The organism is Acinetobacter sp. ANC 4910, assembly GCF_004331035.1.
Classification (GTDB): domain Bacteria; phylum Pseudomonadota; class Gammaproteobacteria; order Pseudomonadales; family Moraxellaceae; genus Acinetobacter.
On sequence record NZ_SJNT01000008.1, the window covers coordinates 132,395 to 147,324 of the forward strand.

Sequence of the window (14,930 nt, forward strand, 5' to 3'; positions counted from 1 at the left end):
CGGTCTATAATTTTATACGGATACAATAACTCATTAACAATCCGTATCTGTAAACGGCTATACTGACCACCAATTAGTTTGCCATTAGCTCCTATTAAAACTTACTTGTTATGAAAAAGCTATCTTGTTCAGGCCGTGTTCATCCATTTTTTTTGATCATAATTATAGTTTTGGTCGCAATTCCTATGGGATTTTATGGCATGTATCTCTATATTGCCCCCTCTTTGCCTGAAATGAGCATCCTAAAAAAAGCCCCCTTATTAAAACCATTACAAGTTTATAGTGCGGATCAGCAACTTATTGCAGAATATGGTGGCAAACTTTCTGTTCCTGTGGAATATGATCAAATTCCAAGAACCTTTATTCATGCTTTTTTAGCCGCAGAAGATTCAGCTTTTTTTGAACACAGTGGGATTAGCTTTAAAGGTCTGGGGCGTGCGGTGAGTGAGAGCATCACAGGCTCAAATGTACAAACTGGTGGTTCTACCATTACCATGCAGGTGGCAAAGAACTATTACCTCAGTCCTGAACGTACACTTAAACGCAAACTAACCGAAGTTTTTCTTGCGCGCAAAATTGAACAAAACTTAAGTAAAGAAGAAATTCTAACCTTATATGTAAACAAGATTTTTCTGGGTAAAAATGCCTATGGCATTGCTGCTGCTGCCAAAATTTACTACAACAAAAATTTAGAAGATTTGAGCATTGCCCAAATGGCAATGATTGCGGGTCTTCCTAAAGCCCCTTCAAAATACAACCCCGTTGCCAATCCCGAACGCGCATTAGAACGTCGCAACTGGATTCTGGGGCGTATGCTGCAATTGGGTTATATCAATCAAGAACAATATCAAAATGCCATTGCTGAACCCATCAATCTCGATATGCCTGAACGCGGTGTAAGCAATCAATTTCCCTATGTTGGCGAAATGGTCCGTGCAGAATTGGTGAGTAAATTTGGGGAACAAGCAATTGATTCTGGTTATAAGGTCTATACCACTATTAATAGCCAACGCCAATTTTTTGCTGAACAATCCGTACAAGATGGTTTAGAGGCCTATGATCGACGCCATGGTTGGCGTGGTGCCGAAGCACATGATAAAGATTTAAAACAATTTACCGCTTATGCAAACACCTACCCTGCAAAAGTCAGCAAAGTGAATGACAACTCCTTTGAAGCCTTCATGCAAGATGGTTCCAGTGTGACTGTACCTTGGTCTGGGATGTCTTGGGCACGCCCTTATCGCAACGCCAACAGCGTAGGCCCTGCACCCAGTCGCGCTTCTCAAATTGTAAACGTCAAAGATATTGTTCGTTTAAGACCAAATGCGGACAAAACCTCATGGTCACTGGTACAAATCCCGAAAGCCCAAGGACAGCTGATTGCACTAAATCCCAATAATGGTGCGATTGAAGCGGTTGTCGGGGGATATAATTTTTATCAATCCAAATTTAACCGAGCTTTACAAGGCTGGCGTCAACCTGGTTCAACCATTAAACCGTTTGTTTATGCTTTGGCATTAGAACGCGGCATGACACCTTTTACCATGGTCAATGATAGTCCTATTACCATCGGAAAATGGTCACCACGAAATTCAGATGGGCGCTATCTGGGCATGATTCCTTTACGTCGTGCTTTATACTTATCACGAAATACGGTCTCGGTACGTTTACTTCAAGCGGTAGGCATTGAACGCACACGCCAATTGTTTATGGATTTTGGTTTACAAGAAGATCAAATTCCAAATAACTACACGATTGCTTTAGGCACACCACAAGTATTGCCCATTCAAATGGCAACAGGTTATGCCACATTTGCGAATGGTGGTTACCGCATTCAACCACATTTTATTGATCGCATTGAAGATGCTTATGGCAAGGTAATTTATCAAGCCAACCCTGAATATGCCTGCATTGAATGTATCAATGAAACCGCAAAAGACGCATCAGAAAGTACACCTGTCACTCCTGATGACGAAGTGATTGAAGTTACCAATCAATCCGCCGAAGCGAAGATAACAGAACCCCATGCAGCCAATGCAGAATACCGTCAAGCACAGCGAATTTTAAAATCCAGCTCTGCCTTTGATATGGCCAACATCCTCAAAGATGTTATCCAACATGGTACAGGGCGTGCTGCACTTAAAATTGGCCGCGATGATTTAGGGGGTAAAACAGGAACCACCAATGATGCCAAAGATGCATGGTTTGCAGGCTTTAATGGCAAATTGGTCACGGTGGCATGGGTCGGCTTTGACCAACCAACCACCTTAGGTCGACGTGAATACGGGGGCGTTGCAGCATTACCCATTTGGACCAACTTTATGGACAATGCTTTAAAAGGCACACCATCAGCTTGGGTACATTTTGACAAAGATGCTAAGGCACCTACATTACATAACGACACCCAATTTATTGAAGGCGAAACCAAAAAAGATTACCGCTCCTCACCTCCGCTGGCACAACCTTTATATCGCCCTAAACCAGCAGCTCCTACACGTGCACCTGAACGAGATTTTGATGATTTGCCAGATGAAGAAAACTTGGTTCCAAGTGATCAAACTCCACCTGCAATGCAACCGAATGCTCCAAGTAAGAAATCAGATGCCATTGAACATTTGATTGATCAATTTCAATAGCAGATCTTAGTCACCCAATAAAAAGCCCTCATGATTTAAGAGGGCTTTTTATATATTTATTTCTTTTGAAATAAATATAGCTGGAATTGTGCAGTCACTTTAAATTCAGCTAAAGCCTCTAAAGCACTTCTTCGATCTACTTTTGCTTTATAAGCATACGGCGTCATTGCAATCAAATTTTTGAGCTGTTGCTGTGGCAGCGTTAAATCTGCACTCACGATATGCGACTCAATGAGTTCAAAATCCTGTGCCAACTGCTGCACAAACTTATTCGGCTCATGTGGCTTCACCTCTTCAAATAAAGCCTCTCGAATAGCAAATAGGTGTTCAGGTGCTGGTGTTACCACCAACAAATATCCTTTATCCTTCAGCACACGCAATATTTCTTGCTGAGGAATCGGACTAAATAAACTACTGCACAGGTCGATAGATTGATCCAATACAGGCAAAGTCGCTCCTGTGCCCACCACCCATGTCAATTCCGAATTCAATTTAGCCGCAACTTGCACTGCATTTTTCGCAATATCGACACCCACACATTGCAACACCTCTGCCTGCATCGCATCGGTGTAATAGCCTTCACCGCAACCAATATCTAACAGGTTTTCAATGCGAAGCTGACGCAGTTTTTCGACCACAGCCTGCTGTAAAGGGGCATAAAATCCGGCACTTAAGAATGCGCGTCGAGCTTGTACCGACTCGGGTGTATCACCCGGGGTTTTGCTGTGTTTATGCTGCACCACATGCAAATTCACATAACCCTGTTTGGCAATATCATAGCTATGACGATGTTCACATTGCCACGTTTTATCTACCAAATTTAATTTCTCACGACATACAGGGCACATGAGCAGATTCATTATTTTCTCCAATAATTGATCAACGAAAATAAAAAAGGTCGGCATATGCCGACCTGATTTTCGCGGATTTTACTTAACGCAATTTTAAAGTCATTAGACCCAAAACCACCAGCATAATTGTAATAATCCAGAAACGAATCACCACTTGGGTTTCACGCCAGCCTTTCTTTTCATAATGATGATGTAAAGGTGCCATCAAGAAGACACGTTTATTCCGCATTCTTAACGAGCCAATTTGCAAGAAGACCGAAATGGCTTCAACCACAAATACACCACCCATAATCGCGAACACGATTTCTTGGCGAACCATGACCGCAATGGTTCCTAGCATGGCGCCGAGTGATAAAGCACCAACATCACCCATAAATACTTGCGCAGGATGCGCGTTATACCAGAGGAAGGCCAAGCCTGCGCCAATCATCGCAGCACAAATCACCACCAATTCAGACGAATATTTCACATAAGGAATATGCAGATAATTGGCAAAACGAACATCACCCGCCAAGTAGGCAAATACACCTAAACCTGCGGCAACCAAGACAATTGGCATAATCGCCAAACCGTCCAGACCATCCGTTAAGTTGACTGCGTTAGAAGCCCCATTAATCACTAAATAGGTAAAGAGAATAAATCCAATTCCTAAAGGAATAACCGACAATGGAATACTGAGATTCTTAAAGAATGGGATGAGAAGATCCAGCATATTTGCCGTATGAATTGGATTCTCTTGTTGCTTGGCAATCACATACAACGCAATCCCTGCACCTAAAGATGCGACCGAGGTCCAGAAAAATTTCTTCCGTGCTGGCAAACCTGCATTGTCTTTATAACGAATTTTAATCCAGTCATCCGCCCAACCCACAGCACCAAAAATGACCATGACAGCCAAAACAATCCACACATAAGGGTTGGATAAGTCTGCCCAGAGTAGAGTCGAAATCCCAATCGAAAGCAGAATCAGGACACCCCCCATGGTCGGTGTACCCATTTTTTTAGCATGGCTTTCAGGTGCAAAAGTACTGACTGCCTGACCATATTTTAGGGCTTGTAATTTACGAATCATTACTGGACCAAGCACCAATCCAATGGAGAGTGCGGTCAAAACACTCAGCAGTGAGCGCAATGTTAAATAGCGTACGACTTGGAATGAGCTGTGATAGCCCGCAAGCTGTTCAAATAACCATAACAGCATTTTAGAGTTTCTCCATCAAGTCAGTCATCAAGGTTTCCATATGGGTATAACGAGAACCTTTAAACAGGAAACTCATCGACTGAGGTTGATGTGTTTCGACTAAACTAATTAAAAAAGGTAAGGCTTGTTCTTGACTCAAGAAAGCCTGTAATTTCTTACCATATTGGGTACTGCGCGCCCCTTCTTGCGTAGCTGGCGAGAACTCACCCACAGCTACGACAAAATTAATGCCTTTGATCGAGACCAAATCACGCCCTAACATATAGTGTTGTTGTGCAGCACTTTGACCTAACTCACCAATATCCCCAATAACCATGACCCGCACACCTTCTTGTTGTGCAAGCACTTCACCCGCTGCACGCATTGAGGTTGGATTGGCATTGTAAGTATCATCAATGAATAGATAAGGTGCTTGCTGAATAAAATTCAAACGCCCTTTGGCACCTTGTGCTTGCTCGAGACCCAATACAATATCATCCAAAGCAATACCAATCGCAAGCGCAAAGGCAACAGCGGCTGTCGCATTCTGGACATTATGCTCACCAGCAAACGGTAAATTCACAACTCGTTCGCCCTGTGGTGTGTGCAAGTTGAAACGCGCTGATTGCGGTTCTAGCTGTATATCAGAGGCATACACGTCACCCCCTTGACCAAAACTCACTACCTGCTCAGTTTGCACGACTTGGCGAATTTGATCTGTAAAATCATCTGCCGCAGGCACAATCGCAGTACCGGATGAGGCAATATGTGCATAAATTTCAGATTTGGCACGACAAATGCCTTCTCGTCCACCAAACTCACCCAAGTGTGCTGTGCCGATATTAATAATACCGGCCACCTGTGGCCGAACCAATTGTGAGGTGTAATCAATCTCACCTTGATGGCTAGCACCCAGCTCCATGACCGCATAGCGATGCTCCGCACGTAACTCCAACAACATCATGGGTACACCCAAATCGTTGTTTAAATTACCGCGCGTGATCAAGGTCGGGGCCAGACGTGACAAAATACTGCCCAACATTTCTTTGGTGGTGGTCTTACCACTACTACCAGTCAATGCAATCACTTTTAAGTCTGGATACTGTGCACGACGATAAGCACCCAAATGCCCTAAAGCCAAACGTGTATCAGCAACAACCAACTGACAAATATCTGCATCTACAGGATGACTGACGATAGCCACTTCACAGCCCTGCTCTACGACTTTTACAACAAAATCATGCGCATCAAAGCGCTCACCTTTCAGCGCTAAAAAAGCATCACCTTGTTCCGCATGGCGGGAATCAGTCAAAATTCTTTTAATTTCAGCGCTTGGCTGTCGGCCATGTAACCAATAACCTTGTGTTGCTTCCAGTAATTCTGCTGCAGTCCACGGTTGTAAAGGAACTGTACTGGTCGTTGAAGTATGCATCTTAGTTTCCTACTATTGCGCGGGATATGCTGAGTCTGTAGCGAGATGTTGTGCATCAATCGCCGCCTGTACTTCAACCACATCATCAAACCAGTGACGAACACCCTCAATTTCTTGATAGTTCTCGTGCCCTTTGCCCGCAATCACTACAATATCACCTGCTTGCGCAGTTTTTACCGCAAATTTAATTGCTTCACGGCGGTCATGAATCTCGTGTACCTCATGGCCAGAGAAATCAATGCCCGCTTTCATATCTGTGAAAATCTGTTCAGGATTTTCTGTCCGTGGGTTATCTGAGGTTAACAGCACCACATCGGCACCATTTAAAGCCGCTTGAGTCATCAAGGGTCGTTTCCCCCGATCTCGATCACCACCACAGCCAAACACCGCCCATAAATTCCGTTCAACATGGCGCTTTAAGGTGGTTAAGACTTGTACTAAGGCATCTGGTGTATGTGCATAATCCACCACAAACAAGCGTGCATCATCACGAATCACCTGCATACGTCCTGGCGCACCTTGCAACTGAGGTACTGTTGCAATCAACTGTGCCAAATCAAAACCAGCGTGCTGTGCCACGATTAAACTCGCCACCAAATTCTCAATATTAAAATGTCCAAGCAGTGGACTTTGCACCTCAAACTGATCTTGCGCTGTTACTAAACTAAAATTTGCGCCAGATAAGCTGTACTGAATATTCTTAACTTGATAATCCGCAGCTTGGGTCATGGAGTAAGTCAATATTTTTGGCTGTGCTGGATTCTCACGTGCTGCCGCCAACATGATGGATGCATATTCATCATCAAGATTAATCACCGCGACCTTCAACGACTCGAATTTAAACAACAGTGATTTAGCTGCTGCATAAGCTTCGAGTGTCCCGTGATAATCCAAATGATCACGGCTTAAATTACTATACGCCGCTATTTCAATGGCACAACCCGTTAAACGACCTTGTTCTAGACCATGCGAACTTGCTTCAATCGAAGCAAATTTTGCACCTTGTTGTGCGTAACCATGCAAGGCATTTTGCAACTGCAAGGCATCCAAAGTGGTGTGTGAAGAGCTCTCTAAATGTGGAAGAATGCCATTGCCTGTGGTGCCCATTACCGCACAGGATTGTCCTTGCAACATCAATAGCTCTGCGACCAGTCTTGAAATCGTGGTTTTACCATTGGTTCCTGTCACCGCCAAAATCTGTACAGCTTGTATTGGAGATACCGCTTGCAAATATTGTTTTTGCCATACACCCATTAAATGGCGAATTTCAGGCACCACTAAACTCGGAGAAACACCCAACTCAGTTTCACTAATAATAGCCAGAGCACCTTTATCCAAGGCTGTCTGTGCAAATTGTACGGTTTTTTCTGGTTGGCTCAAACTGTTCAGGGCAATAAAGATTTGTCCCGCTTGCACATAGCGACTATCCAAACAAAAACCTTGGAAAGGTTGACTCATCCATCCAGCGATTTGATCAGCAGGATGCAGTTCTTGAAATGTAATTGACATTCAGCACCTATTACTGGATTTGGGGGGTGTCTAAAGGCTTATCTAAAGGCACATTCATTAAACGGAGTGACTCTTGCATCACTCGAGCAAAGACAGGCGCAGCAACTAAGCCACCATAATATTGACCTTGTGGATTTTCCACGACCACAAAAATCGCTAGACGCGGATCACTCACAGGTGCAACCCCTGAAAATAGGGCACGATATTCTTTTTCCGAATAACCTTTACGGTCAGCACGTAATTTATGTGCAGTTCCTGTTTTACCTGCCACACGATAACCTGGAATATTGGCTTGACGTGCTGTACCGCCTGGTAGCGTCACTGCTTCCATCATCAACAACACTTGATCGGCAATTTTCGGATCAATCATTTGCTGGCCTTTAGGCGGTTCTTCGAGCTTATACAGACTTAGGGGAACTTTTACCCCATGATTCGCCAACATGGCATAAGCATCGACCATTTGCAGTACAGTTGCGTTAATCCCATAACCATAAGCCATGGTCGCAACCTCAGACACATTCCACTTACTTGGCGGCAGCACCATACCCGAACTTTCACCTGGAAATTTGACTGCTGAACGCTGCCCAAAACCAACGCGTTTTAAAAAGGTCGGTAAAGTTGCATAAGGTAAAGATAACGCAATTTTCGCCACACCCACGTTAGACGATTTCTGAATAATCCCTGCTAACGTCAGTTGCCCGTAGTTATGCGTATCACGAATGGTATGGTTGCCAACACGCATAGAGCCTGGTGAGGTATTCACTACAGTCGTTGGCATGTATTTACCTGATTCCAATGCCATAGCAACCGTTAAAGGTTTCATGGTCGAACCCGGTTCAAACATATCCGTTGCACCACGGTTACGCATGGCATCTTTATTGGCCAAACCATTTTTATCATTTGGGTTATACGACGGCCAACTGGTCATCGCCAAGATTTCACCCGTTTTCACATCTACCGCAATGGCCGATGCTGAACGTGCATTGTTCGCCACACCTGCCGCAGTCAGTTCACGGTATAAAATATATTGCAGACGCGAATCGATACTCAGGGTAATGTTCTCCCCTGACTCGACCTCTTTCACCACTTCAGGGTCTTTTACACGGTTGCCTTTCTTGTCACGCACCACTTGCTGCTCACCATCCACACCTGCAAGGCGCTTGTTGAGCTGCATTTCTAAACCTTCAATCCCTATCCCTTCACTATTGGTCAGACCAATAATTTGTGCGTTGGGCTGTGGTTGTGGGTAATAACGTTTATAGTTTTTCTCGGTATACACCGCTTGAAAGTCGCGCTTTTCAATTAATTCTGCCTGCTGTGGCGGAATCTCTTTTTGCAGCACTAAATAGCGAGAACGAGGGCGCTCGTTCATTTTTTTCTTAAGTTCCGCTCGATCCATGCCTACCGCATCGGCTAATTCATCCAGATTAAGGTTCTTTTCTGGCAATTGGCGCTTTAGTTTTCGGTTATGCGGATCTTTCGCCAATTCAGCAGTAATTTCATCAAATAATTTTTTATTATCAAAATAGTCACGTGGATCAATCACCACTTTCATGACAGGCGTACTGATTGCCAAAGGCACGCCATGGCGATCATAAATCACCCCACGCATGGCTTTGAGTTTTTCAGTCCGTAAAATATTGGCATTGGCCTTATTTTGTAAAAAGTCATGGTTAATCACTTGCACATAAAATGCACGACCAACCAATGCCAAAAAGCATAATAACACCACGGCCCACATGAGATAAAAACGCCACATTTCTACACTAATGGCATTTTTATCCGTAATCGACTGCTGCTTCTTACGTGGTTGCTTGGTCTGCTTGTCTACCATATACAGCTAGCCTTATTTATTGTCATCTGAAGTCATAGGTAAAGAAATTACAACCGTTTGCACAGCAGGCGGAGAATACATACGTAACTGAGTCACTGCACGAGTCCCGATTTGTGCAGTTGCACCAAAGGTTTGTTGCTCAATCAGCAACCGTCCCCATTCTGCATTCAAGTCATCACGATCACGCATAAATGAACTCAGCTCACGATAATCATGTCGATATTCAAATACCTGAAAGACCACCATAATTGCGCTGATGAAAACTAAAATTAACATACAGGCATAAGTGATATATTTTTTCGTCCGCAATTTTTCTGCTTTCTTTTCAACTGCTTCAGTTTTCATAGTTCGCCTTTTAAACTAAGCGTTCCGCAACACGAAGCCAAGCACTACGTGAACGTGGATTGGCCTTAACTTCTTCTTCACTCGCACGCACACGTGCAATTTTTTTCAAACGACGGGTATCTTGCTGTTGTTGTGGTAGTCCCCATCCTGTGTCTTCCGCCAAAGTCGATTCTTTTTGAATAAATTGCTTAATCAGTCGATCTTCCAATGAATGGAAACTAATTACAGCCAAACGAGCTTCTGGTTTTAACACCTCAACCGCTTGAGGCAAGAAAGCTTCAATATCTTCTAATTCTTTATTAATCGCAATACGTATTGCCTGAAATGTACGCGTTGCAGCATGTTTATTTTTTTCCCACTTCGGATGTGCAACTTTCACAATTTCTGCCAACTGACGTGTAGTGTCAATCTGCCCTGCCGCTTTAATTGCTTTGGCAATGCGGCGGCTATAACGTTCTTCTCCATACTTGAAAATCACATTGGCCAAGGCTTCTTCTTCAATCTGCATCAACCACTCTGCTGCGGTCAGACCTTGCGAATTATCCATACGCATGTCCAAGGGACCATCCTGCATGAAGCTAAACCCACGTTCCGCCTGATCCAACTGCGGTGAAGAAACGCCTAAATCTGCCATGACACCATCGACTTGGCCTAAATCTAATGCAGCAAGCGCTTGCTGTAGATCTGCAAAACTGGCATGAATAATGTGAAAGCGAGAGTCTTCAGCGGCTAATGCAGCAGCAACTGCAAGGGCTTGTGGATCTTTGTCGAAAGCATAAACTTTAGAATTTTCATCGAGTTTTGAAAGCAGCAAACGGGTATGTCCACCTCGACCAAAAGTGCCATCGACATAAATCCCTGTATTCCGACCTGCCAACAAGGCATCCACAGTTTCATGAAGTAATACAGAAATATGAGACATAACAGTGCAATCAAAGTACCAAAAATTTAACTGCACATTATTACCTTGTTTTAGTAAAGCTCCAAACGTCTTTTTGTAGGGAAATATTACTTTCTATAGAGAAAACCGTTTCTATTGTACGACCTAAGCAAAAAAGCCCCCTTTAGAGGCTTTTTTTGTACTATTTTAAGCCAGTTTAATTGGCTTGATTATAAATCTGATCAAAAATCGCCCCATTTACAAAGTGCGTTTGTTGCGCTTTTGCCCAGCCGCCAAATACATCACCAATCGTGAACAATTTAATTTTTGGAAATTGGGCAGCGTATTTGGCTGCGGCTTGGGCATTGCGTGGGCGGAAATAATATTTTGCCGCTAAATCTTGTCCCTTCGGTGAATACAAATAATTTAAATACCCTTTGGCTAAGTTACGATTGCCATCTTTATCAACTGTTCTATCCACAATCGCGACAGAAGGTTCTGCCAAAATAGAAACCGAAGGATAAACAATTTCAAACTCGCCTTTTCCCAAACCTTTGGTTGCCAACAAAGCTTCGTTTTCCCAAGACAACAACACATCCCCTATGCCACGTTCAGCAAAAGTGGTTAAAGATCCTCGCGCTCCCGAATCCAGCACTTTGACATTGTGATACAGATTTTTGACCAACTCTTTCGCTTTAGCATCATTGCCCCCGGGTTGTTTTAGAGCATAACCCCATGCCGCCAGATAAATCCAACGTGGTGCTCCACCTGTTTTTGGGTTAGGCGTAATAATTTCTACGCCCGGTTTTACCAAATCATTCCAGTCTTTAATGTGTTTTGGATTGCCCTTACGCACCAAAAAAACCACGGTGGACGTATAAGGTGCCGAATTATTTGGAAATTCTTTTTGCCAATTTTTATCGATATAACCAGCTTTGACAATTTCATCAATATCATTGGCCAGAGCTAAAGTTACCACATCGGCTTCTAAACCCGTCGCCACTGCGCGTGCCTGCTTACCAGAACCACCATGAGATTGTTTAAATTCAATGTCCTGACCCGTGCGCTGCTTCCAGTACTGCCCAAATTCTTTATTGTATTCTTGATAAAATTCACGGGTCGGATCATAAGATACATTCAAGAAACTTTTTGCTGCAAAGACGTGCCCCGAGACCCCAGCTAAAATTGCAATTCCCAATGCAAAGAAAGATTTATTCATTGTCGAACTCTAATGACTGTTTTTTGCACTATATTTTTAATCAATAGTTTGCACAATCATGTGGCTATAAGCATTTATTCATAGTTTTTCTAATTTTAAGATATATAAAATGTTGCAATATAAGCCAAAAATTATGCTGAAATCATGTCATGAAATGGTCTAAAATTTGTCACAATATTACAATCTTCATGATGTCTCCATATTTATTTGCTACAACAACAATAGATCGATATTACTGTAATGATTACGCGTAGAATCACTTAGATTTTCTTATCTTTTTGTAAAAAGTGTGACGTAAGTCTACTTTTTTGTTTCTAAAGATGTTTAAATTGTAGCTATAGTATGTAGAACAGTATTTTATAAAAAAGTTCTCAACATGTTGAGTTAAAGGGGAATTCGCGATGAACGTACACTTTTTTCAAGCCATCTTTCTGAGTGTAGGCTTGGGTTTAATGGCTCAATCGGGTCACACTGCTGCAATTAAAGCCACAATAAACAAAAGTGCAGCACCAGAAAAAGTCTCTTTGATTGAAAAAGCACTCAATCAGCAAAAGCAAGGTGACAATTATTTGCAGGCAGATAATAATTTAAAGGTGCTGACTGCAATTAAAGTTGCACCGACCCAAAGTTTCTTTGCAACGCAAAATGAGCGCTTCTCACGTTTCTTACAAGCGATTTTCCCGCAAAATAATTCTTGATTCAAACGCCCAATTTTCCCCCCTTAAAAATTGGTCATAAGCCCAGTCACAAATGTTGAATTAAGCATTAAGTGATTGGGCTTTTTCGTTATAATAGCTTCAGTTTATTTTCTGAAAATATTGTTATGACTGTTCGTACCCGTATTGCTCCCTCACCTACAGGGTTTCCTCATGTAGGAACTGCCTACATCGCATTATTTAACATGTGTTTTGCAAAAAAACATGGCGGCGAATTTATCTTACGTATTGAAGATACCGACCAGCTACGCTCGACGCCTGAATCTGAAAAAATGATTTTAGATTCTTTACGCTGGTTAGGTTTGAATTGGTCTGAGGGACCAGACGTGGGCGGACCACACGCGCCTTACCGCCAATCGGAACGTATGCATATCTACAAGCAATATGCTTTGGATTTAGTAGAAAAAGGGCATGCATTCTACTGCTTCGCAACGGCTGAAGAACTGGATCAAATGCGTGAAGAACAACAAGCGCGTGGCGAAACACAAAAATATGATGGCCGTGGCTTAAAACTCACCCAAGAAGAAGTACAACGTCGCCTTGCAGCGGGTGAGCCACACGTAATTCGGATGAAAGTTCCTGGAGAAGGCGTGTGTAAAATTAATGACTTATTGCGCGGTGAGGTTGAAATTCCTTGGGCGCAAGTCGACATGCAAGTGTTATTAAAAACCGATGGCTTGCCAACTTATCACTTGGCAAACGTGGTTGATGACCACTTAATGGAAATCACCCATGTGCTTCGTGGTGAAGAATGGCTACCATCTGCACCAAAACATCAGTTGCTTTATCAATATTTTGGCTGGGAAATGCCAACACTGTGCCACATGCCATTGTTACGTAACCCAGATAAATCAAAACTGTCTAAACGTAAAAACCCAACGTCTATCAACTACTACCGTGACATCGGTGTGTTACCTGAAGCACTCTTGAACTACTTGGGTCGTATGGGCTGGTCGATGCCTGACGAACGTGAAGTGTTTACTTTAAATGACATGATTGAACACTTTGATGTGAAACGTGTGTCTTTAGGCGGCCCCATCTTTGATGTGGAAAAACTCAATTGGCTCAATGGTCAATGGATTAAAGGACTGACTCCAGGTCAATTACTGGATCGTCTATTAAGCTGGAAAAGTGACCGCAATACCTTAGAAGATATTGCTGCTGCAATTCAACCACGGATTCACTTGTTGTCTGAAGCAGTGAATTGGGCAGGTTTCTATTTCAACCACATGCCACAAATTAGCAAAGAACAGTTTGAAAGCAAGAAATTAACTGAAGAGCAAGTACGTCAAAGTTTACAGTTTGCCATTTGGCGTTTAGAAAGCCAGTTTGCTTGGAACAATGACACGGTAAGCCAAATCCTGATGGATTTAGCGAGCCAGATGAACATTAAGCTGCGCGATTTCATGCCAGCCTTCTTTATTGCGATTGCAGGTTCGACTTCTTCGACACCAGTCATGCAATCGATGGTGACTTTAGGCCCAGACTTAACCTTCGCTCGTTTACGTCATGCACTGGAAATTGTGGGTGCACCGAGCAAAAAAGAAGCGAAAGTATGGGAAAAATTGAATGAAAGCCTGAAATTGCCGAAAAATGATGCAATTGAACAAGCCTAATTAAATTAGCTGTTGACGTGTGAGCAGAATATCCCTAATATTGCGCTCACACAGACTGGGGTCATAGCTCAGTTGGTAGAGCGCTACAATGGCATTGTAGAGGTCAGCGGTTCGATCCCGCTTGACTCCACCAAAAAATCGTTTTACCTGTGTTGCCTCATAAGTCCCTATCGTCTAGAGGCCTAGGACATCGCCCTTTCACGGCGGTAACCGGGGTTCGAATCCCCGTAGGGACGCCAAATTCAAAAAAGCCACTGTTCAACAGTGGCTTTTTTATTGCCTCAACAAAACATAAATTTGCCTGAATTATTTTGGCTCTGTACAAGATTCCGCTAGAATAAACCCAGATAAAAATGATGGAGCTGAAATGCAATACCGTTGCCCAAAATGCCAAAGTCCGAAGATTATGCCTGTTGCTCAAGCCAATGCACCTGCGGCACGTCCTGTTGTCCCTAAAAGTTTAGTGTTTCTTGTGCCTTCCATTTTTGTCTTGTTGCTTTTGGTGTTAATTAGCATCGCCATGTGGTTATTCGGTGATGGCGCAGGCTCAACCCTGCAAATTGCAACGGTGGTGGTGTTTGTGATTTGTGCTGTTGCTGGTTTCTTGTTCTACCGCGATTTACCTGATTTCAAAATTTCAATGCAATCATTTATGCAATCCCAAAAGAAATGGAAATGCCGTGAATGCGAACACGAGTGGGAAATCTAATTC

At 43.1% G+C, this 14,930-nt stretch carries 12 protein-coding genes and 2 tRNA genes; 6 read left to right on the forward strand and 8 right to left on the reverse strand.

All coding sequences use genetic code 11. The features are described 5' to 3' along the window. Positions 1-110 precede the first annotated feature (110 nt). The gene (gene ponA / locus E0H82_RS10685; RefSeq protein ID WP_131264636.1) at positions 111-2,636 is read left to right on the forward strand and encodes a penicillin-binding protein PBP1a; all 2,526 of its coding nucleotides are present in this window, start codon (positions 111-113) and stop codon (positions 2,634-2,636) included. Positions 2,637-2,692: 56 nt separating this feature from the next. Here the strand turns inward: ponA and E0H82_RS10690 are convergent, their stop codons facing one another. The 8 genes from E0H82_RS10690 to E0H82_RS10725 form a co-directional block, all read right to left on the reverse strand. Continuing rightward, positions 2,693-3,496, reverse strand: coding sequence for a putative RNA methyltransferase (locus E0H82_RS10690; RefSeq protein ID WP_131264638.1), 804 nt, complete (start codon positions 3,494-3,496; stop codon positions 2,693-2,695). Between the two features lie 73 nt (positions 3,497-3,569). Further along, positions 3,570-4,688: a phospho-N-acetylmuramoyl-pentapeptide-transferase gene (gene mraY / locus E0H82_RS10695; RefSeq protein ID WP_131264640.1), complete on the reverse strand. Its 1,119-nt coding sequence runs from the start codon at positions 4,686-4,688 to the stop codon at positions 3,570-3,572. Position 4,689: 1 nt separating this feature from the next. Continuing rightward, complete coding sequence (locus E0H82_RS10700; protein ID WP_131264642.1) at positions 4,690-6,099, reverse strand: UDP-N-acetylmuramoyl-tripeptide--D-alanyl-D-alanine ligase; 1,410 nt, start codon at positions 6,097-6,099, stop codon at positions 4,690-4,692. 12 nt (positions 6,100-6,111) lie between these two features. After that, positions 6,112-7,608 (reverse strand): UDP-N-acetylmuramoyl-L-alanyl-D-glutamate--2,6-diaminopimelate ligase, encoded by a 1,497-nt coding sequence (locus E0H82_RS10705; RefSeq protein ID WP_131264644.1) that lies wholly within the window; start codon positions 7,606-7,608, stop codon positions 6,112-6,114. Between the two features lie 10 nt (positions 7,609-7,618). Then, positions 7,619-9,442: a penicillin-binding protein PBP3 gene (gene ftsI / locus E0H82_RS10710; RefSeq protein WP_131264646.1), complete on the reverse strand. Its 1,824-nt coding sequence runs from the start codon at positions 9,440-9,442 to the stop codon at positions 7,619-7,621. Positions 9,443-9,454: 12 nt separating this feature from the next. Next, the gene (locus E0H82_RS10715) at positions 9,455-9,718 is read right to left on the reverse strand and encodes a cell division protein FtsL (protein ID WP_228157497.1); all 264 of its coding nucleotides are present in this window, start codon (positions 9,716-9,718) and stop codon (positions 9,455-9,457) included. A 79-nt stretch (positions 9,719-9,797) separates the two neighbouring features. Next, a complete protein-coding gene (rsmH, locus tag E0H82_RS10720; RefSeq protein WP_131264648.1) occupies positions 9,798-10,709 on the reverse strand; it encodes a 16S rRNA (cytosine(1402)-N(4))-methyltransferase RsmH in 912 nt (303 codons plus the stop codon). Between the two features lie 175 nt (positions 10,710-10,884). Further along, positions 10,885-11,886, reverse strand: coding sequence for a sulfate ABC transporter substrate-binding protein (locus tag E0H82_RS10725; RefSeq protein ID WP_228258648.1), 1,002 nt, complete (start codon positions 11,884-11,886; stop codon positions 10,885-10,887). 401 nt (positions 11,887-12,287) lie between these two features. Here E0H82_RS10725 and E0H82_RS10730 point away from each other — a divergent pair, with 401 nt between their 5' ends. From E0H82_RS10730 to E0H82_RS10750, 5 genes are all read left to right on the forward strand, one after another. Beyond that, complete coding sequence (locus tag E0H82_RS10730) at positions 12,288-12,584, forward strand: hypothetical protein (RefSeq protein ID WP_131264650.1); 297 nt, start codon at positions 12,288-12,290, stop codon at positions 12,582-12,584. A gap of 125 nt (positions 12,585-12,709) precedes the next feature. After that, the gene (gene gltX / locus E0H82_RS10735; protein ID WP_131264652.1) at positions 12,710-14,218 is read left to right on the forward strand and encodes a glutamate--tRNA ligase; all 1,509 of its coding nucleotides are present in this window, start codon (positions 12,710-12,712) and stop codon (positions 14,216-14,218) included. Between the two features lie 57 nt (positions 14,219-14,275). Next, positions 14,276-14,351 (forward strand) — tRNA-Ala (locus E0H82_RS10740). A gap of 30 nt (positions 14,352-14,381) precedes the next feature. Beyond that, positions 14,382-14,457: transfer RNA gene (locus tag E0H82_RS10745), tRNA-Glu, on the forward strand. A gap of 128 nt (positions 14,458-14,585) precedes the next feature. Beyond that, complete coding sequence (locus E0H82_RS10750) at positions 14,586-14,927, forward strand: hypothetical protein (RefSeq protein WP_131264654.1); 342 nt, start codon at positions 14,586-14,588, stop codon at positions 14,925-14,927. Positions 14,928-14,930 lie beyond the last annotated feature (3 nt).